The following is a 21,838-nucleotide window of genomic DNA, read 5'->3' as shown; positions in this document are numbered from 1 at the left end:
TTGTCGTTTCGGCACGACACTCACACAAAGGAAGCGACATGAAACAAGCCAAGCGGTTGCTGGCGGGCGTGGTTTTGAGCGGACTCGGCCTGTCCCAGCCGGCCGGCGCGCAGACGGCCGCGCTGACCCCGGCGCAGCAGCAGTTGCGCGAGATCTACCAGGAGCTGGTGGAGACCAACACCACCGACTCGGTCGGCTCCTGCACCAAGGCGGTCACCAAGATGGCGGCGCGGCTCAAGCGGGGCGGCTACCGCGACAGCGACATGCAGATCCTGGCGCCGCCGGGCGCGCCGCAAAAGGGCAACCTGGTGGCGCGGCTGAAGGGCGACGGCAGCAAGAAGCCGTTGTTGCTGCTGGCCCACGTCGACGTGGTCGAGGCCAAGCGCGAGGACTGGACCCGCGATCCGTTCAAGCTGGTCGAGGAGAACGGCATGTTCTACGCGCGCGGCGCCGGCGACGACAAGGCGATGGCGGCGGTGTTCGTCGAGAACATGATCCGCTTCAAGCGCGAGAAGCTGGCCGCCAAGCGCGACCTGATCCTGGCGCTGACCTGCGACGAGGAGATCATCCCGTCCAAATACGACGGCGTCGACTTCCTGCTCAAGCACCACCGCCCGCTGATCGACGCCGAGCTGGCCCTCAACGAGGGCGGCGGCGGCATGCTCGACAAGAACGACAAGCCGCTGCGCCACAGCGTGCAGGCCGGCGAGAAGATCTTCCAGAGCTTCCAGCTGGAGGTGACCAATCCGGGCGGCCACAGCTCGGTGCCGCCGCGCGACAACGCCATCGTCCGCCTGGCCGACGGCCTGTCGCGGCTGGGCAAGTTCGACTTCCCGTTCACCTTGTCGGACATCACGCGCAGCTACTACCAGCGCATGGCCAAGGTGGAGAGCGGCCAGATGGCGGCCGACATGCTGGCCATCCTCAACGATCCGCCGGACAGCGCCGCGCTGGCGCGCATGTACGCGGCCACGCCCTTCCACAACGCCCAGGTGCGCACCACCTGCGTCGCCACCATGCTCGACGGCGGCCACGCCAGCAACGCGCTGCCGCAGCGCGCCCGCGCCGTGGTCAACTGCCGCATCCTGCCGAGCGAGAACATCGAGCAGACCCGGCAGACCTTGCTGCGCGTGCTGGCCGACGAGAAGATCGCCGTCAGCCCCATCGGCGTCGGCGTGGTCAGCCCGATCCCGCCGCTGACGCCGTCCTTCATGGCGGCGGTGGAGCAGATCAGCGAGGCGATGTGGCCGGGCGTGCCGGTGATCCCGACCATGTCGACCGGCGGCACCGACGGCCGCTTCCTCAACAACGCCGGCATCTGGACCTACGGTGTGAGCGGCATGTTCAGCGGCCCCGAGGGCAGCGGCGCGCACGGCTTGAACGAGCACATCCGCGTCAAGTCGCTGTACGACGGCCAGGAGTTCCTGTATCGGCTGGGCAAGCGCATCGCGACGGAATAGGGCGCCAAGTCGTCTTGCCATGTAAAAAGGGGCGGCCCCGCAAGGCCGCCCCTTTTTTTACGTGCGCCGCAGTTGGCGCCGCGCCTACTTCAGCGTGCGTTCGAACAACTGGTAGATGCGGCGGTACTCGTCGTACCAGCTCTCCGGCTGGACGAAGCCGTGCTTCTCCAGCGGGTAGCTGGCCAGTTCCCAGTTGTCCTTCTTCAGCTCGATCAGGCGTTGCGCCATGCGCACCGAGTCCTGGTAGAACACGTTGTCGTCGACCATGCCGTGGGCGATCAGCAGGTTGCCGCGCAGCTTGTCGGCGTACTCGATCGGCGACGACTTCTTGTACGCCTCCGGGTCGAGGTCGGGCGTGTTGAGGATGTTCGAGGTGTAGCCGTGCTCGTAGGTGGTCCAGTCGGTCACCGGGCGCAGCGCGGCGCCGGACTTGAACATCTCCGGCTCGCGCATCAGCGCCATGAAGGTCATGAAGCCGCCGTAGCTGCCGCCGTACACGCCGACGTTCTTGACGTCGCCCTGGTGCTGGGCGACCAGCCAGTTGACGCCGTCGACATAGTCCTCCAGCTCCGGGTGGCCCATTTGGCGGTAGATCGCCGTGCGCCAGTTGCGGCCGTAGCCCTCGGAGGCGCGGTAGTCCATGTCGAGCACGATGTAGCCGCGCGCCACCAGCAGGTTGTGGAACATCTGCTCGCGGAAGTAGTTCGGGTAGCGCTGGCTGACGTTTTGCAGGTAGCCGGCGCCGTGGACGAACATCACGATCGGATACTTCTTGCCCTGCTCCAGCTTGGCCGGACGGTACAGCTTGGCCCAGACCGGGTCGGCGCCGTGGGTCGACGGCACGGCGACGATCTGCGGCTGTATCCATTCGCGCGCCTTGAAGGCGGCCGAGCGGGTGTCGCTGAGCACGCTGGCCTTGCCGCCGGCGGCGGGCACGGTGGCCACCTGCGGCGGCAGGTAGCTGGTCGAGTAGCGCAGCAGCACCTTCTGGCCGTCGGGCGACAGGGAGAAGCTCTCCACGCCGCCCAGCGCGGTCACTTCGCGCAGCGCGCCGTCCTTGCTCGACACGGCGCACACCTCGTAGGTGCCGGGCAGCTTGGGGTTGCAGACGAAGTAGGCGCTGGCGCCGTCGGCGGTCCATTCGGGCCGCGAGGCTTCCCACTTGCCCTGGGTCAGGGCGCGCGTCTTGCCGTCGGCCGTTTGCGTGTACAGGTGGGAGTAGCCGCTTTCCTCGGACTGGAACCACAGCGTGCTGTTGTCGGGCAGCCAGCCGAAGTCGTTGCCGCGGTAGTTGATCCAGGCCGCGTCCGTCAGGTGGTGCAGCGCTTTGAGCTTGGCGCCGGCCAGGTCGACGCCGGCGATCCAGCGGTCCTTGTTGTCGAGCGAGCGCAGCATCACGGCGACCCGCCTGCCGTCGCCGCTCCACTGGATGGTGCCGTCCTCTGGCTCGATGTGGATGGCGCGGCTGCCCTTCAGCGGCTCGAGCTTTTGCGCCGCGCGCAGCGCGGCCAGCGGGTCGGTGGCGATGCCGGGCAGCGCGTCGTAGGACAGCTCGGTGACGGCGCGGCTGCGCAGGTCGACCAGGTGCAGCTTCTGCGCCAGCGGACCGTCGCGGCCGACGCGCTTGCGCTGGTCGTCGTATTCCTCGTAGCCGGACTCGGTGACGTACTTGGCCAGCTTGCCGACGCGGCCGCTGTCGGCGCCCTTGGCCGAGGTCACCACCAGCAGGTAGCGGCCGTCCGGCGACAGCGCGCTGCCGGCCAGCACGACCTTGTCGCCCAGGTGGATCGGCAGCGGCGCGCGGGTGGCGTCGGCGGCGCGCTCCTGCTGGCCGCGCAGGCGGTTGGCGTCGCGTTCGTCCTTTTGCCGCGCCAGCGTGGCGATCAGGCGCAGCTGCAAGTCGCGCAGGCCGTTGGCGTCGGGCGCGGCGTCCGGGTCCTTGTCGGCGCGCAGCATGGCCAGCGGCGCCACCAGGCGCTCGGCGCGGCTCCAGCTGAACCAGTCGTTGCCGACGCGGAACTGGACGTGGGCGCCGTCGGCCGAGTATTGCGGCTCGGCGGCCGGCGTGCTGCCGCGCAGGATCTGGGTCAGCGCGCCGCTTTTCAGGTCGCGCTCGAACAGGTCGCCGTTGCGCAGCAGGATGGCGCGGCTGTGGTCGCGGTTGTAGACCGGGTTGGGGCTGTCGAGCCTGGCCAGCTGGCCGTCGTCGACCAGCTTGTTTAAGCCGGCGCCGGCGCCGGCCTGGTAGATGTCGCGCAGCGGCGAGCCGGCGCGCTTTTGCTTGAAGTAGACCTGGCGGCTGTCCCAGCCCCACCAGGCGGCCTCCACCGGGGTGCCGATCCAGTCGGGATGGGCCATCGCCTGGTCGAGCGTGATCGGGGTCTGCGCCGAGGCCGAGGCGGCCAGCAGGCTTGCTAACAGGGGAAGGGCAAAACGCATGGGTAGGGTCGCTTTGAAGATGGGTGGACGGGAGCGCGGGATCGCCGCGCGAGCCAGATTCTAGCCCATGTATGTAGCGAGGGAAACAATCGTTCTGTAACAGGGGCGCCGCCGGCGGCGCGCCGAATCGCCCTCAGGAATGGGCGGCGCTGTCGGGGTGCGCGCGGCGCTGCGCGCTGTGGCCGCCCGGCATGGCGCGCATGGCCAGCAACAGCAACAGGCCGGCCAGCAGGTACAGGCCGATCAGCACCTGCAGCATGGCGCCGGCCTGGCCGTGGGCGCGCAGCAGGCCGATCAGGGCCGGCCCGGCGGCGGCGCCGAGCATGCCGCAGCTGCTCAGCAGGGCCAGGCCGGCGGCGGCCCGCGCCGGCGCCAGGTACTCGGTCAGGATGGTGGTGAACAGCGGCGCGGCGGCGGCGGCGCCGAGGGCCGCCAGCGAGATGCCGGCCAGCGAGCGCGGCAGGTCGTTGGCGGCCGCCAGCACCAGGCCGAGGCCGCCGGCGGCCAGCAGCATGCAGGCGACGAAGTGCCAGCGCCGCTCGCGCCGGCGGTCGGAGTGGCGGCAGATCAGCAGCATGCCGGCGATGCCGGCCAGGTTGGGCAGCACGCTGTACAGGCCCAGCTGGAGCGGGTCGCGCAGGCCCCAGCCCTGCATCAGGGTGGGCAGCCAGAACACCAGCGCGTAGCCGGCGCCGCCGAGCACGAAGGTGGCCAGGGCCAGCAGGTACAGCAGGCGGTCGTGCAGCAGCGCGGCCAGGGCGGCGCGGCCGGCGCCGGCGGCCGGCGGCGCGGCGGCCTGGTCGGGGTCGAGCTCCTGCTGCATCAGTTGCAGCTCGGCCGGGCTGAGCCAGGCGGCGTCGTCCGGGCGGTCCGGCAGCCAGGCCCAGGCCAGCAGGCCGAGCAGCACGGCGGGCAGGCCCTGCAGCAGGAACAGCCATTGCCAGCCGAGCAGGCCGTGCCACTGGTCGAGGTAGCGCAGGACCAGGCCGCACAGGGGGCCGGCCAGGGTGCCCGAGAGCAGCACGGCGCTGCCGAACACGGCGATGGCGCGGCCGCGCCGGGCGGCCGGGAACCAGTAGGTCAGGTAGAGGATCGCGCCGGGGTAGAAGCCGGCCTCGAACAGGCCCAGCGTGAAGCGCAGCACGTAGAACTGCAGCGGCGTGCGGACGAAGGCGCCGGCCGCCGCCGCCAGGCCCCAGCACAGCATGATGCGCAGCAGCGTCTGGCGCACGCCGACCCGCTCGAGCAGCAGGTTGCTGGGCACGGAAAAGAGGAAGTAGCCGAGGAAGAACAGGCCGGCGCCCCAGGCGTAGACCGGCTCGGCGAAGGGCAGCGTCTGTTTCATCTGCAGCTGGGCGAAGCCCAGGTTGACCCGGTCCAGATAGGCCACCAGATGGCACAGCATCAGCAGCGGCAGCAGGTGCCAGCCGACCTTGCGGTAGATCGCGCCCATGCCGGCGGCGCCGCGCAGGTGCACGAGATTGCCGGCGCGGGCCATCAGAACGATGCTCCGGCGGCGAGGGCGGGGACGGTATGCAGGGAGACCTCCATGTTGCCGATATTAGCCGCACGATATTCAGCGCGCAAGCATTAGAATGGACGGCGGGTATCGATACAACAACGCAGCAACACGGGCCGGCGCGGGCCGCCGCACGCCAGCGCCGCCGCCTTCGCCGTTTCACCTGTCTTGAGGGGGAATAGATGAATCAAAGCAAGCAAGGAGCCGGGGAAACGACCGGCCAAGGACGCGTTGAGGGGGCGCGGGCGCGCTTGTTGCCGCGCCTGCTGGCGGGCCTGTTGGCGGCCGCGCTGGCGCTGGCCGGCGTGCTCGCTTTCAATACCCTGCGTAGCGAATCGCGCCAGTTGCGGGTGGCGCCGGCGGCGCCGCTGGCGCTCGACGAGGCCGCCGCCGCCGGCCGCCTGGCCGCCGCGCTGCGCTGGCGCACCATCTCCAGCGCCAGCGACGCCGAGGCCAACGCCGACCAGTTCGCCGGCCTGCAGGCGCAACTGGCGCAGGCCTTCCCGCGCCTGCACGCCGCGCTCAAGCGCGAGGTGGTCGGCCACAGCCTGCTCTACACCTGGCGCGGCAGCGACGCCGCCGCCCCGCCGGCGCTGTGGATGGCGCACCAGGACGTGGTGCCGGTGGCGCCCGGCACCGAGGCCGACTGGCAGCAGCCGCCCTTCGACGGCGTGCTCAAGGACGGCTTCATCTGGGGCCGCGGCGCCTGGGACGACAAGGGCAGCCTGCTGGCGCAGATGGAGGCGGTCGAGGCGCTGCTGGCGGCCGGCTACGCGCCGCGCCAGACCCTGTACCTGGCCTACGGCGCCGACGAGGAGGTCGGCGGCGGCCGTGGCGCGGTGGCGCTGGCGGCGCTGCTCAAGTCGCGCGGCGTGCGGCTGGCCTATGTGCTCGACGAGGGCATGCTGGTGACCGAGGGCATCCTGGCCGGGCTCGACAAGCCGGCCGCGCTGATCGGCGTGGCCGAGAAGGGCTATGTCAGTGTCGACCTGGCGCTGGCCATGGCGCCGGGCCACTCGTCGATGCCGCCGCGGGCCAGCGCCATCGGCATGCTCAGCACCGCGCTGGCGCGGCTCGAGCGCAACCAGCTGCCGGCCTCGATGGACGGCATGGCGCAGGAGATGTTCGCCACCCTGGCGCCGGAGATGGGCGGCTTGCAGCGCGTCGCGCTGGCCAACCTGTGGCTGTTCGGCCCGCTGCTGCAGCGCCAGCTGGAGCAGGGCGCCAGCACCAACGCCATGCTGCGCAGCACCACCGCGCTGACCATCTTCCATGCCGGAAACAAGGACAACGTGCTGCCCGGCAAGGCCGACGCCACCGTCAACTTCCGCCTGCTGCCGGGCGACAGCGTGGCCGGCGTGCTCGAGCACGTGCGCCGCACCATCGACAACCCGGCCATCCGCCTCAGCGTGCAGCCGGGCCAGTCCGAGCCGTCGCGCGTGTCGCGCACCGACACGGCGCAATACCGGGCGCTCAACCGCACGGTGCGCCAGGTGTTCGCCGGCGCCGTGGTGGTGCCGGGGCTGGTGCTGGGGGCGACCGACTCGCGCCACTTCGAGGCGCTCAGCGACAACATCTTCAAGTTCTCGCCGGTGCGCGCCGGGCCGGACGACCTGGCGCGCTTCCACGGCACCAACGAGCGCATCGCCGTCAAGAACTACGTGGAGATGATCCGCTTCTACCACCAGCTGTTGCGCAACAGCGCGGCCGACGGCGCGCCGGCCGGGCCGGGCGCGGCGCCGGCGCCGGGCTAGCCGGGCGGCGGGGGAGGGCGGGCTCAGGCGCCCTGGGCGACCTGGTAGAAGCCGCTTTGCTGGCGCAGCGGCAGGGCGGCGTCGAGCTGGGCCTCCTTCTGGTCCTGCACCAGGAACATGCTGCCGATCTCGAACCAGTCGTCGCTGGAGATGACGCGCTGGGCCAGCGGCAGCAGCTCCTGCTCCTCCTTGTCGAGGCGCTTGAGCAGGTTGTGGCAGTACAGGTCGATGGTGCGGCAGAGGAACTTGCCCTGGGTGGCGCTGCGCCGCATGGCGCGCCGCAGGCATTTGCGCACGGCGCGCAGCATGGCGTTGCCCAGCCGGCTGAGCGACTCCAGGTCGGCCAGCAGCGGGCCGGCGTCGCGGCTGGCGTTGCGCACCGCCGGCATCAGGCAGGCCTCGACCTTGCGCTGGTGGCGCGCCTCGGCGAAGCGGGTCAGCTCGTTGAGCTGGGATTCGATGAACACAGGATCGATCTCCTGCGGTTTGCGGGCGATCGACTGCACGTGCTGCAGCAGACGCGAGATGAAGTGGCGTTCCTTCTTTTGCTCGATGGATAGTGTCAACAAGACATAGGTGGCAGTCAGCATAGCGGTTCCCGGATGTCGTCCAGCTCGGATGCGCGGCATGCCCGTGCGCCTCCGTGAAAAATGCATCACCTTAGCGCGCCGGCGGGCTCATAGAACGTCTCTTTACAATTGTTCACAACTGTCCGCGAGGCATCAACATCAAGACATTGGCGGGGCCGGACTGCTGCGGGGCGTTGCCATTTCCGGCAAGGAAAAGCTCTTGTGCGAACGTCAAGCCGGGTCTGTTTTTGCGAAATGCAATTCGCCGAGCTGACAATTATGCCACCGTTTTGGCATTTGAAAACAGCGCTTTTCCGGCATGTTGTTGCCATTTCGACGCATCCGCCGCCACTTCCTTGAGCTTTGTCGCCATGCAACTTGATAGTGTTGCGCAACAGTTGCGTCCGGCAAGTTTGTCCCGCCAGCGCGGCGCGGAATAGTTGTATTGTTGATAGCGGGCTGTTGTTGTCCAGCCATCGCTGCCCCCGGTGTTCGGCAGCCAACGTGGTTCCTTCCAAAGAGGTGATAGAGATGAACAGTACGGCAAGCTACGACGTCAGCCAGATCGACCGCTGGCAAAAAAACCGCCAAAAAGCCTTCAAGGCGATCCCCGCGACGGGCAAGACCATCAAGTACCTGGGCAAGGAGTTCCTGGTCTACCCGAACACCTTCTGGCCGTTCACCGACAGCCAGCCGCTGGTGCGCACGCTGAAGGTCAAGCCGGGCGAGAGCACGCTCGACGTCGGCACCGGCTCCGGCGTCATCGCCGTGTTCTCCTGCTACGCCGGGGCGGCCAAGGTGACGGCGGTCGACATCAACCCGGCCGCGCTGAAAAGCGCCAAGCACAACGCCCGCCTGCACGGCTTCGACAAGATCATGCGCGTCAAGCGCTCCAACCTGTTCGACCAGCTGCGCGGCGAGACCTTCGACGTGATCACCGCCAACCTGCCGTTCCGCGACAAGGAGGCGCCCGACGTGGTGGCGCGCTCGCAGTGGGACACCGACTTCCAGACCAACACCCGCTTCTTCCAGCAGGTCGGCGCCCACCTCAAGCCGGGCGGACGGATCTACTTCGCCCACTCCAATTTCGGCGCCGTCAAGCAGATCCGCCAGTTGGCCAAGGAGAACGGCTTCTCGGTGCGGGCGATGGGCAGCGCCAGCGCCGACAAGGCCGAGACGAAGACCTTCTTCGTCTTCCTGATCAAGCCGCTGCGCCGGGACCTGGACGCATGAACCAGGTGCTGGCGGCGGTCAACCGGCTGCGCCAGGTGGAGCCGGTGGCCTGGCGCGCCGAGGTGCGCGAGGTGGCGGTGATCCTGACCAGCTCGCGCTCGGGCTCGACCCTGCTCAAGAGCGTGCTGGCCGAGCATCCGCGCATCGCCTCGCTCGACGGCGAGATCGAACCCTACCTGGTGCTGAGCGAGAACGGCTTCGGCCACGGCGCCGACAGCGACGCGCTGGCCGAGCTGCGCAACCCGGAGCGGCTGGCCGACCACGTCTTCGACGACCTCAGCCTGCCCGGCGCCGAGCCGGCGCCGCCGGACTGGCTGCGGCGCCGCTGGGCCAACCGGCTGCTGTTGCAGTTCCCCGCCTACTTCGCCGACAGCCTGCGCCACCGCCGCATGCAGGACGCGCTGGAGCAGGCCCTGGCGCAGGCCGGGCCGTGGCCGGCCGACCCCGACGGCGCGCTGCGCCAGGCGCTGGTCCTGCGGGCGGTGTTCGCCCAGGCGCCGTGGCGGCGCCGCTACTACGACGGCCACGCCGGCGGCGTCGGCACGCAGTATTTCGACGAGCCGTACAAGATCGAGGAGCCGCCCTTCGTGCTGCCGCGCCACGGCCGCCGGCCGTTCGCGCTGGCCGACGCGGCCGACAAGGTGCTGCTGTTCAAGGCGCCGTCCGACGCCTACCGCATCGGCATGTACGAGCAGCTGTTCCCGCGCGCGCGGGTGCGCTACGTGCACCTGAGCCGGGGCTACGCGCAGTCGGTCAACGGCCTGATGGACGGCTGGCTGTCGCCGCTGGGCTTCTTCTCGCACGACATGGCGCGCGCCGGCGTGGTGCTCGACATCGCCGGCTACTCCGACCAGCGCCCGTTCGGCCGGCGCTGGTGGAAGTTCGACCTGCCGCCGGGCTGGCGCGCGCTGCGCGGCGCGCCGCTGGAGCAGGTCTGCCTGCGCCAGTGGCTGGCGGCGCACCAGGCCATCCTGGCCGGCGGCGTGGCGACGCTGCGGGTGCGCTTCGAGGACTTCATGGCCGCGCCGGGCGCCGCGCTGGCGCGCATCACCGACTTCCTCGGCCTGGAGGCGATGGCGCTGCCGGCGCGCCTGCCGGTCAGCATGGCCACCGAGGCGCCGGCGCCGGAGCGCTGGCGCAAGCGCGAGCAGCTCTTGTTGGCGCTGGGCCAAAGGGCCGAGGTGGCGGCCACCATGGCGGCGCTGGGCTACGGCATGGACGCGGGGGAGTGGCGATGAACAACCGTTTATTGGTGCCCTATCTGATGGGCCAGCGGCGCGACGGCCTGGGCCGGCTGTGCGCGCTCGACCGCCACCCCTGGGACGTGCTGGCGGTGCCCGGCTGCGACGACACGCTGCTCACCGACAGCAACGAGAAGATGCGCCGCATGGGCCGCATCTACGCCGGCCTGGCCAACAGCGCCTGCCGGGTGCGGCGCGCCGGCCGGGTGCCGGTCAGCGTCGCCGGCGACTGCGTCTCGACGCTGGGCATGCTGGGCGGCCTGCAGCAGGCCGGCTGCCCGCCCGACCGCATCCTCTGGCTCGACGCGCACGGCGACTTCCACACCTGGGAGACCACCCAGACCCAGTACCTGGGCGGCATGCCGCTGGCCATGCTGGTGGGCCGGCGCGACCGCCGCCAGCGCGAGCGCGACGCCATCGGCGCGCTGCGCAGCGCCATCGGCGTGCAGCCCTACCGCGAGCAGCAGGTGGTGCTGAGCGACGCGCGCGACCTCGACCCGGGCGAGACCGAGGCGATCCGCGCCTCCGGCATCGTCTGCTGCGGCATCGACCAGGTGCTCGACCAGCTGCACCCGGAGCAGAGCCTGTACCTGCACTTCGACACCGACGTGATCGACGCGCCCGAGGCGATGCCGGCGTTGAAGTACCACGTCAAGCACGGCCCCGGCCCGGCCGACATCGGCGCGCTGTTCCGCGCCCTGCGCGGCTTTCCGCTGCTGGCCGTGTCGGTCTCGGCCTGGCACGAGGAGCAGGGCCTGGACAACCGCGCCGCGCTGACCTGCCTGGCGCTGCTGGAGGAGCTGGTGCCGGACGATGTGAACCGTGTTTGAACCGTGGTGTTCCGTGGTTTAGGCCGGATCGGCGGATTGAACCGGACGCTTGCCGCTATAATCGGCAGCATTCGGTTCACCATCGGTTCATCATGACGCAGACTACACTCTCCCCAAGCCCCCCGCCGCACTCGACCGAGGCAGGGGCCGAGGCCGGCGCCTACCGCAGCGGCGTGGCGGCCCGCCTGGCCGGCCTGCCGGTGGAGACGCTGCGCGTGTGGGAGCGCCGCTACGGCGTCTCCGAACCGGCCCGTTCGGCGCACGGCCAGCGCCTGTATTCCGGCGCCCAGGTGCGCCGCCTGGCGCTGGTCAAGCAGCTGGTCGACCAGGGCCACCCGATCCGCGCGCTGGCGCGCCTGCCGCTGCAGCAGTTGCAGCAGCTGAGCGAACCGCTGGCGGCGCCGTCCCGGGCGCGCAGCATCCGCCTGGCGCTGGTCGGCGCGCCGCTGGCGCGGCGCCTGGCCGCCAGCGGCGCCGACGGCCTGGCGCTGCAACTGCTGCGCAGCTGCGCCAGCCTGGACGACGCCGCCGAGGCCATGCGCGGACTGGCGCCCGACGTGCTGTTGATCGAGGCGGCCGAACTGGTCGACGCCGCGCTGCCGTTGATCGCGGCGGTGCGCCAGTCGGCCGGCGCCAGCGCGGTGGTGGTGCTGTACCGCTTCTGCTCCAGCGCCACCATCCGCCAACTGCGCGCCCTGGGCTGCCTGGTGGCGCGCACGCCGGCCGACCTGCCGGAGATCGTCATGCTGTGCCAGGCCGCGCTGGGCGCGCAGGCGCCGGCCGCGCGCGCGGCAAATGCCAACGCCACGGCGGCGCCGGCCGAGCAGGCGGCGCTGCCGGCGCCGCCGCCGCGCCAGCTGGACGACCAGGCGCTGGCCGCCATCGTCGGCGCCGTCAACAGCGTCAGCTGCGAGTGCCCGCGCCATCTGGCCGAGATCCTGCTGACGGTGGGCAGCTTCGAGCGCTACAGCGCGCAGTGCGCCGCGCGCGACCCGGCCGACGCCCGCTTGCACCAGGAGCTGAACCTGGCCGCCGGCCAGGCGCGCGCGCTGCTCGAGGCGGCCATGCAGCGCCTGGCCCGCGCCGAGGGCTTGCCGCTGCCGGCCGGCCTGTAGTCCGCCGCCGCCCGCCGCCCGCCAGCGTCGTCGGACGGCGCCGGGCCCGTCCACCACCAGACAGGAACAAGCATGCTCGACATACCCCATTTCGCCGTCGTCGGCGCCGGCCTGGCCGGACTCTCCTGCGCCACTGCGCTGCAACAGGGCGGCCTCGCCGCCACCGTGTTCGACAAGAGCCGTGGCCCGGCCGGCCGCATGAGCACGCGGCGCGGCGAGGGCTGGCAGTGCGACCACGGCGCCCAGTACTTCACCGCGCGCGATCCGGCCTTCCGCGCCGAGGTGGCGCGCTGGCAGCAGGCCGGCGCGGCGGCGTTGTGGACGCCGCGCCTGCAGGTGCTGGGCGGCGCCATGGCACGGCCGTCCGGCGCGGCCGGCGGGGGCGGCGTGGCCGGCCGGGACGGCCGGGACGGCCCGCTCGAACGCTTCGTCGGCACGCCGCGCATGACCGCGCCGGCCACCCTGCTGGCCGCCGGCCTGCGCCTGCATTGCGGCATGGCGGTCGACGCCATCGAGCGCGAGGGCGGCCGCTGGCACCTGTCGGTGGCCGGCGCGCGCACCCGCGCCGACGGCTACGACGGCGTGCTGCTGGCGGTGCCGGCGCCGCAGGCCGCGCCGCTGCTGGCGGCGGTGGCGCCCGAGCTGGCCGCGCTGGCCGCCGCCGCCGAGATGCTGCCCGGCTGGGCGTTGATGCTGCGCTACGACACGCCGCAGGAAATGCCCTTCGACGCCGCCTTCGTCAACCAGGGGCCGCTGCGCTGGATCGCCCGCGACAGCAGCAAGCCGGGCCGCCACGGCGCCGAGAGTTGGCTGCTGCACGCCAGCGAGGCGTGGAGCGCGCAGCACCTTGAGCTGGGCGAGGAGGCGGTGGCCGCGCTGCTGCTGGCCGAGTTCGCGCGGCTGGGCGGCGCCGCGCCGGCGGCCTGGAGCGCGCACCGCTGGCGCTACGCCCGCACGCTGGCGGCGCTGGACGCCGGCTGCGTCTGGCGCGCCGACGCCGCGCTGGGCCTGTGCGGCGACTGGCTGCACGGCGGCAAGGTCGAGGGCGCCTGGCTGAGCGGGCAGGCGCTGGCCGCGCGGGTGCTGGCGGCGCGCTAGCCGGCCGGCCCCGGCGGGCGCGGGCGGCGGCCCGACTTGGCGGCCGAACTTGGCGCCGCACCCGCGGCCGGGCGCGCGGCGGCCCGGCCCGCTGAAAAAGGTATGCGGTTTTTCCACAGCGCTGCCGAAGTTGGTATCATGTCCGGCTGCCGGCGCCGTGCCGGATTAATCACACAACGTCGGAGATAAACCAATGACATTACGTTTGCTGCTGTCAGGAGCCGCCATGCTGGCCGCCGTCGCGGGCGCCCACGCCGCCGCGCCGGGCGCGCCCCGTGGCTTCACGGTCGAGGATATGGTCAACATGGAGCGCGTCGGCAGTCCCCTGCTGTCGCCGGACGCCAGCAAGCTGGTCTACACGGTGCGCAGCACCGACCTGGCCAAGAACGGCAGCAACACCCAGCTGTGGTTGCTCGACCTGCGCGCCGCCAAGCCGGTGCCGCAGCGCCTGACCCAGGCCGCCGCCAGCAGCACCGACCCCGAATGGTCGCCCAACGGCGACGCCATCTACTTCCTGTCGGCGCGCTCCGGCTCGTCGCAGGTGTGGCGCCTGCCGCTGGCCGGCGGCGAGGCCGCCAAGGTCACCGACCTGCCGCTCGACGTCGACAACTTCCGCCTGTCGCCGCAGGGCGACCGCCTGGCGCTGAGCCTGGCCGTGTTCCGCGACTGCCCCGACCTGGGCTGCACCAAGGCGCGGCTGGACGCGCGCGCCGCCAAGGGCAAGACCAGCGGCGTGGTCTACGACCGCCTGTTCGTGCGCCACTGGGACAGCTGGGCCGACGGCCGCAACGCGGTGCTGTACTCGGCGCCGATCGACGCCAGCGGCAAGGTGACGGCGGCGCCGGTCAGCCTGAGCGGCATGCTCGACGGCGACGTGCCGTCCAAACCCTTCGGCGACCACGACGAATACCGCTTCAGCCCGGACGGCGCCAACATCGTCTTCGCCGCCCGCATCGCCGGCCAGACCGAGGCCTGGTCGACCAACTTCGACGTCTACCAGGTGCCGGCCGCCGGCGGCGCGCCGCGCAACCTGACGGCCGACAATCCGGCCTGGGACAGCAAGCCGACCTACTCGCCGGACGGCCGCACGCTGGCCTGGTTGGCCATGGCCCGCCCCGGCTTCGAGGCCGACCGCTTCGAGCTGGTGCTGATGGATGTGGCCAGCGGCAAGCGGCGCAAGCTGGCGCCGCAATGGGACCGTTCGATCGCCGACTTCCGCTGGACGCCGGACGGCAAAACCATCCTGGCCACCGCCGACGACGTCGGCCAGCACCGCCTGTTCGCGCTCGACGCCGCCAGCGGCAAGGTGACGCCGGTCAGCGGCAAGGGCTATGTCAGCGCCTTCGACGTGCAGCGCGACACCGTCGTGCTGGCGCAGGCCAACCTGGCCTCGGCCGCCCAGCTGTTCAAGCTCAAGCTCGGCGGCGACAGCGAGCACGCCACCCAGCTGACCAGGTTGAACGAGGCCGCGCTGGCCGACGTGCGCTTCGGCCAGTACGAGCAGTTCTCCTTCGCCGGCGCCAACGGCGCCACCGTCTACGGCCACGTCATGAAGCCGTGGAACGCCGTGGCCGGCGCCAAGTACCCGATCGCCTTCCTGGTGCACGGCGGCCCGCAGGGCAGCTTCGGCAATTCCTGGAGCTACCGCTGGAATCCGCAGGTCTACGCCGGCGCCGGCTACGCCACCGTGTTCATCGACTTCCACGGCTCGACCGGCTACGGCCAGGCCTTCACCGACTCGATCAGCGGCGACTGGGGCGGCAAGCCGCTGCAGGGCAGCCTCAAGCTGGGCCTGGACGCGGCGGTGAAGAAGTTCCCTTGGCTGGACCGCGAACGCAGCTGCGCGCTGGGCGCCTCCTACGGCGGCTACATGATGAACTGGATCGAGGGCAACTGGTCCGACGGCTTCCGCTGCATCGTCAACCACGACGGCGTGTTCGACACCCGTGGCATGGCCTACTCGACCGAGGAGGTCTGGTTCACCGAGTGGGAAAACGGCGGCAGCTACTACAACGTGCCGCAAAAGCACGAGCAGTTCAACCCGGTCCACCACGTCAAGAACTGGAAGACGCCGATGCTGGTGGTGCAGGGCGACCTGGACTTCCGCATCCCCACCACGCAGGGCCTGGGCACCTTCACCGCGCTGCAGCGCCAGGGCATCCCGAGCAAGCTGTTGATGTTCCCGGACGAGAACCACTGGGTGCTCAAGCCGGTCAACTCGGTGCTCTGGCACCACACCGTCATCGACTGGCTCGACACCTACACCAAGGCCAAGCCGTAAGCGCGGCGCATTGAGCGCAGGGCGGCGGGGCCGTCCGGCCGCGCCGCCTCCGCGCCATGCCCGCCACGCCCGCCGTTTGTCGGCGGGCGTTTTCACGTCCGCCGCGGCAACCCACACCACCACAGGAACACCACATGAACACATTCACTCCACGCCTGAGCGCCATCGCCTGCGCCGCCTGGATCGCCAGCGGCGCCGGCCAAGCCTGGGCGCAAGGCCCGCCACCGCCACCCTGGCCGCCACCAGCACCAACAGCGCCGCCACGCCGGCCGCGCGCGCCGACAACCGCTACCTGGCCCAGGTCGACGCCGAGGCGCGCGCCGCGCGCCTGTCCAAGGTCGACTACGCGCTGCAGTTCACGCTGAGCGGCAAGGAGAGCTTCGCCGGCAGCAGCACCGTCGGCTTCGACCTGAGCGACGCCAGCGCGCCGCTGACGCTGGACCTCGACCAGGCCAGCATCACCAGCCTGCTGGTCAACGGCAAGGCCGTCGCACCGCAGTACAACGGCTCCTTCATCACGCTGGCGCCGCACGGGCCTGCGCCTGGGCCGCAACAGCGTGGTGGTGGTCTATGAACGGCGCCACAGCAGCAACGGCGAGGGCCTGCACCGCATGGTCGACCCGGCCGACGGCCGCGTCTACACCTACTCGCACTTCGAGCCGGCCGCCGCGCACCAGATGTTCGCCCTGTTCGACCAGCCCGACCTGAAGGCCAGCTACCAGCTCAGCGTGACCGCGCCGGCCGACTGGCAGGTGGTGTCGGCGATGCCCGAGCGCGCCGTCGCGGCGGTGGCGGGCGGCAAGCGCTGGGACTTCCCGGCCACGCCGCGCCTGTCGGCCTACAATTTCTCGCTGCACGCCGGCCCGTACAAGGTGTGGGAGGACCGCAGCGGCAAGTATCCATTGCGCCTGATGGCGCGCCAGTCGGTGGCCGGCCAGGTGGCGCCGGCCGACTGGTTCAAGTACACCCAGGGCGGCCTGGCCTTCTTCGAAAAATACTTCGGCCTGCCTTACCCGTTCGAGAAGTACGACCAGCTGCTGGTGCCCGACTTCCTCTACGGCGCGATGGAGAACGCCGGCGCCATCACCTTCGCCGAAAAGCGCTTCCTGTTCAAGGAGAGCATGACGGCGGCGCAGAAACAGAGCCTGGCCAGCGTGATCCTGCACGAGATGGCGCACCAGTGGTTCGGCGACCTGGTGACCATGAAGTGGTGGAACGGCCTGTGGCTCAACGAGAGCTTCGCCGCCTTCATGGCGACCCTGGCCACCGCCGAGTCGACCGAATTCACCAACGCCTGGCAGTCGTTCTACTCGGGCGGCAAGCAGGCCGCCTACATCCAGGACCAGCAGGTGACCACCCACGCCATCGAGACGCCGGTGCCGTCGACCGCCAACGCCTTCGACAACATCGACGCCATCACCTACTCGAAGGGCGCCTCGACGCTGAAGCAGCTGCGCCACCTGCTCGGCACGGAGGTGTTCCGCCAGGGCGTGCACAACTACCTGGCCAAATACAGCTGGCAGAACGCCAAGCTGGACGACTTCATCGGCAGCCTGGGCCAGGCCGCCGGCCGCGACCTGTCCGGTTGGACGCGGGACTGGTTGTACCAGGCCGGCGTCAACACGGTGACGGCGCAGTACCGCTGCGCCGGCGGCAAGGTCAGCGAGTTCGCGCTGCGCCAGGACGGCGCCAGCGCGGCCCTGCCGACCCTGCGCGAGCAGCGCGTGCAGATCGGCCTGTTCGGCCTGGAGAAGGGCCGGGGCAAGGGCAAGGGCGGCGGCCAGCTGGTGTTGCAGCGCCAGCAGGCCGTGACCTACAGCGGCGCGCTGACGCCGGTGCCGGAATTGAAGGGCGAGGACTGTCCCGACCTGGTCTACCCGAACTACGAGGACTGGGGCTACGTGCAGGTGCGCCTGGACGAGCGCTCCTTCCGCACCGCGCAAACCAGCCTGGGCAAGGTGGCCGACCCGCTGCTGCGCGCCATGCTGTGGCAGAGCCTGTGGGACGGCGTGCGCGCCGGCCAGCTGCCGCTGGCCGCCTACCTGCGCGCCGTGCGCGACAACGCGCCGGCCGAGCGCGACTACACGCTGCTGGGCGACATCGCCGGCAAGACGCGCCAGGCCAAGGCCTACGTCGACCTGATCGCGCCGGGTAGCGCCTGGCAGCGCGAGACCGGCGTGGCGCTCGAGCGCATGGCGCTGGCCGCCGCCCGCGCCGCCAAGGGCGACGACAACTTCCAGCGCCGCTGGTTCGGCCTCTACCTGGACATCGCCGGCAGCCCGGCCGCGCTGGCCCAGCTGGCCGGCGTGCTCGACGGCCGCGACGTGCCGGCCGGCCTGCAGGTCGGCCAGGACCTGCGCTGGGACATCGTGGCGCGCCTGAACCGCTACGCCGCCGCCGGCAGCGCCGCGCTGGTCGACGCCGAGCTGGCGCGCGACCCGTCCGACGCCGGCCAGGCCGCCGCGCTGGCGGCCCGCGTCGGCCGGCCCGACGCCAAGGCCAAGGCCGAGTGGCTGGCGCAAATCGTCGACCTCGACAGCAAGCTGCCGTTTTCGCGCCGCCGCGTGGCGATGGAGAACCTGTACCCGGCCGAGCAGGGCGCGCTGGGCGAGGAAACGGCGCAGCAGCGCCTGGCGCTGCTGGCCAGCAAGGACCAGGCCGCCGGCCCGATCTTCATGCGCAGCTACGGCAGCCATCTGATCCCGGCCAACTGCACGCCGGCCAGCGTGGCGCGCCTGGAGCAGGCCGTCGCGGCGGCGCCGGCGCTGTCGGCCGGCAGCCGCCGCGCGCTGCTGGTGGCGCAGCAGGAGGACGCCCGCTGCGTCGCCATCCAGCGCGCCATGAAGCTGCCGCCGCGCTAAGCGGCAAGCCGGCGCGGCAAGCCGGCGCGGCAAGCCGGGGGGGACGCAGGCGGACGCGGGCCGCCGCGCCCGCCTTCAAATCATGAGCTCAAACGACAAGGGCCGCACGGTGTACCGTGCGGCCCTTTTCTTGTGCAAGCTTTCGTGCGAGCTGGCGGCCGGCGTGCTGCCCGGCCGCCGAACCGCTTACTGCTTCGGCGCGTTGGCTTCCTTGCCCGAATTCAGCTGGGCCGTTGCCGGCAGCGAGGCCGGATCGGTGTCGACGCTGATCAAGGTGCTGGCAGTCTTGTCGCCGGACACCTGGTAGGCGATGGCGCCCAGGTAGCGGCCGCCGGCCGGCAGGTTGGACCAGCTCACCACCACCGAGCCGGTGCCGCCGAGAACGGCGCGGCTAGGCACCAGGGCGCGCAGATTGCCACCCGTGTCGCCAGGCTGCACGATCCAGGACGACAGCGCGTAGGTCGAGGTGTCCGGCACGGCCGGCGCGTAGCTGACCACGCAAACCTTGTAGTTGCCAGCCGCCGGCGCGCTCAGCGTGATCAACTCCTCCGAGCCGCCATTGCCGCTGTAAGCCACTTGCGTGCCTGCGGCGTTGACCATGACCAGATCCAGGTCGTCCTCGCCGCCACCCTGGTAGCCCGAGGTGTCCTGGTTGAACAGGGCGAAGCGGGCCGCCAGCGTGCCGGCCGGAATGGCCATGTTGTGCACCTTGACGCCGGCGCCGCCGCCGGCCGCGCATGCCGCCGAGACGGCGGCCGCGTTTCCCTTGTTGGTGCCGGTGACGGTGGCGCTGCTGCGGCTGGCCGCCTTCAGACCGCCCTTGAGCGTGCTGAAGGCGCCGGCGAAGCCGGTGCCGATGGTGAAGGTCTTGTTGCCGGTCGCCAGTTTCGAGCTCAGGATGGACGGCGCCACGACCACGCGGGCGCGCGCCGTGACGGGGCTGCGCACCACGTGGCTGCCGTCGGTCCAGGTCAGCGCGCCGTAGTTCCAGGCGTCCTGGACGGCGCTGGTACGGCGCAGCGTGACGCTGTACTTGGCGCTGGCGCCGGCGCCGATGGTCAGCGTCGACGGCGTGACCACGGCGTCGAAGCCGGGCACGGCGATCGTCGCCGTATAGGTCGCGCTGGTGGCGCCGACGTTGGTGACGGTGCGTTCCAGCGTGACGTTGCCGAACACGCCGGAGGCGGTCAGCGACGGCAGGTTCAGGTTGTAGGCCGGCAGGCTGGCCAGGGTGGCGCAGGTGACGCCGACCGGGGTCACGCCGGAGCTGCACAGGTAGCGGTTGTAGTCGCTGGTCGAGATGTCGTACACCAGGCCGGGATCGGCGGCGCTCGACGGTTGCGCGAAGCCGGCGCCCTGGCCCCATGGCAGGCCGCCTTGCTGCATGCCGGACAGGGTGTTGACGACGTCGACGCCGGTGGTCATCAAGGCCGAGCGGATCATCGCCGGCGACCAGTCGGGGTGGCGCTGGTGCAGCAGGGCGGCCAGGCCGGCGATGTGCGGGCTCGACATCGAGGTGCCCGTCAGCAGCGACCAGTTCGGCTTGCCGGCGCCGCCGGTGGCGATCATGTCGTCGTGCTCGGCGACCGTGTAGTTCGGCGTGTAGCCGGCCAGGATCGAGGAGCCGGGCGCCGTCAGGTCCGGTTTGAGCACGTTCAGGTCGCCCTTGTTCGGACCGCGCGAGGAGCTGTCGTTCATCGCCGGCGCGGCCGTGCTGAGTGCCCTTGATGGACTTCAGATCGTCCAGGCCGCCGCTGGCGCCGACGCCGTTGGCGCCGACGTAGGCACGGATCAGGTCGCCGTCGGCGCGGGTCACGTGCACGGTCGACAGGTCGTGCGACTGGTTGATGATGGTGTTGGCGCCGCCGGCCACGTTGGCGATGACGACGCCGGCCGCGCCGGCCGTCTTGGCGTTGCCGCTCTTGTTGACCAGCACGTTGGAGCCGCGGTCGCAGACCAGCAGCTTGCCGGCCACCTTGGCCGGGTCGAGCAGGGCCGGCACGTTGTCGAGCCCGCCGAAGCAGCGTTGCAGGTTCAGATCGTCGGGCGAGACGCCGGGCAGGCCGGCGTTTTTCGCCAGGATCATCGGCGCGGTCGGCGTGGCCGGATTGCTCGAGGCGCCGACGAACTTGGCGCCGTTGCCCAGCGTGACGGTGCCGGCGAACATGCGGTCGTGGGTGGAGTTGCCCACCGTGGTCATCCAGGGGCCGAGGTGGTTGACCTCGTTGGCCGGGCCGCTGTTGCCGGCCGAGGCGGCGACGAACACGCCGGCGTCGACGGCGCCCTTGAAGGCCAGGTCGACCGGGTCGGCGATGCTGGTGCCGGAACCGCTGATCGAGTAGTTCAGCACGTTGACGCCGTCCTTGATGGCCTGCTCGATGGCGGCCACGGAATCGTTGCCGTAGCAGCCGTTGCCGTAGTTCGGCCAGCGCGGGTCGGGGCGGGTGGTGGCCGGATCGTCCTTGGTCCAGCACACCTTGTAGGTGGCGACGCGGGCGCGCGGCGCCATGCCGCTGACGCCGGGCACGGGCACGGTGCCGTTGTCCATGACGGCGACGACGTTGGCGTTGCCGCCGGCGGTGCTGGCGGTGTGGGTGCCGTGGCCGCCGTTGTCGCGCGGCGAGAGGAATTCGGCCGGGTGCAGCTTGAACGAGGGCAGGATGTTGCCGCTGGCGTCGGAGATGCTGCGGCGGAAGGCGCGTGCGCCGACCAGTTTATTGTTGCAATTGGCCGGACCGAAGGCCTGGCCCGATTCGCAACCGCCTTTCCAGCTGGCCGGCGGGGCGCCGTACACCAGCGTGCCGGCCGCGTCGTGGGTGGCCACGCCGTTGCTGTCGACACGGTCGGCGAAGGAGGGGTTTTCCGGCCAGACGCCGCCGTCGATGATGCCGATGACGATGTCCTCGCCGGCGCCCGACTTGTTGAGGCCGCCGCTGGTGCCGCCCAGCTGGTCCCACAGGCCGCCGGCCTTGTTCAGACCGATGAAGCCCGGCGTGTAGTTGGTGTCGAGTTGGCGCGGCTGGTCGAGCGTGATGGCGGCGACGGCCGAGTTGGCCATCAGCTTGCGCGCCTCGTCGTCGGTCAGCATGGCCGAGAAGCCGTTGAAGACGAGGTGGTAGTCGTACAGGGTTTCCAGCGCCGGCAGCGTCGCGACGACGGCGGCCTGTTCGGCTTCCAGGTGGCTGACGTAGGCTTGCACGCTGGCCGCCGAGACGTCCAGGCGGGTGCCGCTGGCCGGCTTGGTGGCGGCCAGTCCGGCCACGCCGCCGTTGTAGGAGGCGGCCGGTGCGCTGTTCAGTTGCACGATGTAGGGGCGGCGCGTTTCGTCGGCGCCGGCGCTGACGGCCAGGCCGGCGATCAGGGCGGCGACGGCCCATTTGATGGCGGAATGCGTAGGGATGAGGCGGGTCGATTTCATGTGGTCAATTCTCCGTGGTT

Annotated in this window: 14 protein-coding genes and 1 pseudogene; 10 read left to right on the top strand and 5 right to left on the bottom strand. The window is 71.0% G+C overall.

Features of this window, described 5'->3' with window-relative positions:
• Positions 1-38: 38 nt before the first annotated feature.
• Positions 39-1,460, top strand: coding sequence for a M20/M25/M40 family metallo-hydrolase (locus QC826_RS25905; protein WP_279763051.1), 1,422 nt, complete (start codon positions 39-41; stop codon positions 1,458-1,460).
• A gap of 84 nt (positions 1,461-1,544) precedes the next feature.
• Here QC826_RS25905 and QC826_RS25900 read toward each other — a convergent pair whose 3' ends face one another.
• Positions 1,545-3,899, bottom strand: coding sequence for a prolyl oligopeptidase family serine peptidase (locus QC826_RS25900; RefSeq protein WP_279763050.1), 2,355 nt, complete (start codon positions 3,897-3,899; stop codon positions 1,545-1,547).
• A 133-nt stretch (positions 3,900-4,032) separates the two neighbouring features.
• Positions 4,033-5,397, bottom strand: a complete 1,365-nt coding sequence (locus QC826_RS25895) for an MFS transporter (protein WP_279763049.1) — start codon at positions 5,395-5,397, stop codon at positions 4,033-4,035.
• A 272-nt stretch (positions 5,398-5,669) separates the two neighbouring features.
• Here QC826_RS25895 and QC826_RS25890 point away from each other — a divergent pair, with 272 nt between their 5' ends.
• Positions 5,670-7,172 carry a M20 family peptidase gene (locus QC826_RS25890; protein ID WP_409567713.1) on the top strand — a complete coding sequence of 501 codons (1,503 nt, stop codon included), beginning with the start codon at positions 5,670-5,672 and terminating at the stop codon, positions 7,170-7,172.
• Positions 7,173-7,195: 23 nt separating this feature from the next.
• Here QC826_RS25890 and QC826_RS25885 read toward each other — a convergent pair whose 3' ends face one another.
• Positions 7,196-7,762 (bottom strand): hemerythrin domain-containing protein, encoded by a 567-nt coding sequence (locus QC826_RS25885; protein ID WP_279763048.1) that lies wholly within the window; start codon positions 7,760-7,762, stop codon positions 7,196-7,198.
• Positions 7,763-8,272: 510 nt separating this feature from the next.
• On the opposite strand from QC826_RS25885, the gene QC826_RS25880 reads away from it, so the two are divergent.
• The 8 genes from QC826_RS25880 to pepN all read left to right on the top strand — a co-directional run bounded on the left by QC826_RS25880 (position 8,273) and on the right by pepN (position 18,400).
• A complete protein-coding gene (locus tag QC826_RS25880; protein ID WP_279763047.1) occupies positions 8,273-8,974 on the top strand; it encodes a methyltransferase in 702 nt (233 codons plus the stop codon).
• Complete coding sequence (locus QC826_RS25875; protein ID WP_279763046.1) at positions 8,971-10,212, top strand: hypothetical protein; 1,242 nt, start codon at positions 8,971-8,973, stop codon at positions 10,210-10,212. Before QC826_RS25880 ends, QC826_RS25875 begins: the two co-directional genes overlap by 4 nt.
• Positions 10,209-11,045 carry an arginase family protein gene (locus QC826_RS25870; RefSeq protein ID WP_279763045.1) on the top strand — a complete coding sequence of 279 codons (837 nt, stop codon included), beginning with the start codon at positions 10,209-10,211 and terminating at the stop codon, positions 11,043-11,045. The genes QC826_RS25875 and QC826_RS25870 overlap by 4 nt, the downstream gene beginning before the upstream one ends.
• A 92-nt stretch (positions 11,046-11,137) precedes the next feature.
• Positions 11,138-12,160, top strand: coding sequence for a MerR family transcriptional regulator (locus QC826_RS25865; RefSeq protein WP_279763044.1), 1,023 nt, complete (start codon positions 11,138-11,140; stop codon positions 12,158-12,160).
• A gap of 72 nt (positions 12,161-12,232) precedes the next feature.
• On the top strand, positions 12,233-13,258 hold the full coding sequence (locus QC826_RS25860; protein WP_279763043.1) for an NAD(P)/FAD-dependent oxidoreductase: 1,026 nt from the start codon (positions 12,233-12,235) through the stop codon (positions 13,256-13,258).
• A 226-nt stretch (positions 13,259-13,484) separates the two neighbouring features.
• Positions 13,485-15,539, top strand: coding sequence for a S9 family peptidase (locus QC826_RS25855; RefSeq protein ID WP_279763042.1), 2,055 nt, complete (start codon positions 13,485-13,487; stop codon positions 15,537-15,539).
• Between the two features lie 76 nt (positions 15,540-15,615).
• The gene (locus QC826_RS25850; protein ID WP_279763041.1) at positions 15,616-16,113 is read left to right on the top strand and encodes a hypothetical protein; all 498 of its coding nucleotides are present in this window, start codon (positions 15,616-15,618) and stop codon (positions 16,111-16,113) included.
• On the top strand, positions 16,097-18,400 hold the full coding sequence (gene pepN, locus QC826_RS25845; RefSeq protein WP_279763040.1) for an aminopeptidase N: 2,304 nt from the start codon (positions 16,097-16,099) through the stop codon (positions 18,398-18,400). Before QC826_RS25850 ends, pepN begins: the two co-directional genes overlap by 17 nt.
• Positions 18,401-18,586: 186 nt before the next feature.
• Here the strand turns inward: pepN and QC826_RS25840 are convergent, their stop codons facing one another.
• Positions 18,587-20,098: a S8 family serine peptidase gene (locus QC826_RS25840; protein WP_279763039.1), complete on the bottom strand. Its 1,512-nt coding sequence runs from the start codon at positions 20,096-20,098 to the stop codon at positions 18,587-18,589.
• 154 nt (positions 20,099-20,252) lie between these two features.
• Positions 20,253-21,818, bottom strand: a pseudogene (locus QC826_RS25835) (S8 family serine peptidase); the annotation flags it as partial.
• Between the last annotated feature and the right edge of the window lie 20 nt (positions 21,819-21,838).

This window comes from Rugamonas sp. DEMB1 (genome assembly GCF_029834475.1).
Lineage (GTDB): Bacteria > Pseudomonadota > Gammaproteobacteria > Burkholderiales > Burkholderiaceae_D > Rugamonas > Rugamonas rubra.
Note: the sequence above shows the minus strand (reverse complement) of the source record. Positions and strands in the feature narration are given on the sequence as shown.

What these genes read in the sequence shown, in the direction of transcription:
- QC826_RS25875 (WP_279763046.1), top strand. Translation starts at nt 8,971, where the DNA reads ATGAACCAGGTGCTGGCGGCGGTCAACCGGCTGCGCCAGGTGGAGCCG.
- QC826_RS25905 (WP_279763051.1), top strand. Translation starts at nt 39, where the DNA reads ATGAAACAAGCCAAGCGGTTGCTGGCGGGCGTGGTTTTGAGCGGACTC.
- QC826_RS25855 (WP_279763042.1), top strand. Translation starts at nt 13,485, where the DNA reads ATGCTGGCCGCCGTCGCGGGCGCCCACGCCGCCGCGCCGGGCGCGCCC.
- QC826_RS25870 (WP_279763045.1), top strand. Translation starts at nt 10,209, where the DNA reads ATGAACAACCGTTTATTGGTGCCCTATCTGATGGGCCAGCGGCGCGAC.
- QC826_RS25880 (WP_279763047.1), top strand. Translation starts at nt 8,273, where the DNA reads ATGAACAGTACGGCAAGCTACGACGTCAGCCAGATCGACCGCTGGCAA.
- QC826_RS25865 (WP_279763044.1), top strand. Translation starts at nt 11,138, where the DNA reads ATGACGCAGACTACACTCTCCCCAAGCCCCCCGCCGCACTCGACCGAG.
- QC826_RS25840 (WP_279763039.1), bottom strand. Translation starts at nt 20,098, where the DNA reads ATGAACGACAGCTCCTCGCGCGGTCCGAACAAGGGCGACCTGAACGTG.
- QC826_RS25895 (WP_279763049.1), bottom strand. Translation starts at nt 5,397, where the DNA reads ATGGCCCGCGCCGGCAATCTCGTGCACCTGCGCGGCGCCGCCGGCATG.
- QC826_RS25900 (WP_279763050.1), bottom strand. Translation starts at nt 3,899, where the DNA reads ATGCGTTTTGCCCTTCCCCTGTTAGCAAGCCTGCTGGCCGCCTCGGCC.
- QC826_RS25860 (WP_279763043.1), top strand. Translation starts at nt 12,233, where the DNA reads ATGCTCGACATACCCCATTTCGCCGTCGTCGGCGCCGGCCTGGCCGGA.
- QC826_RS25885 (WP_279763048.1), bottom strand. Translation starts at nt 7,762, where the DNA reads ATGCTGACTGCCACCTATGTCTTGTTGACACTATCCATCGAGCAAAAG.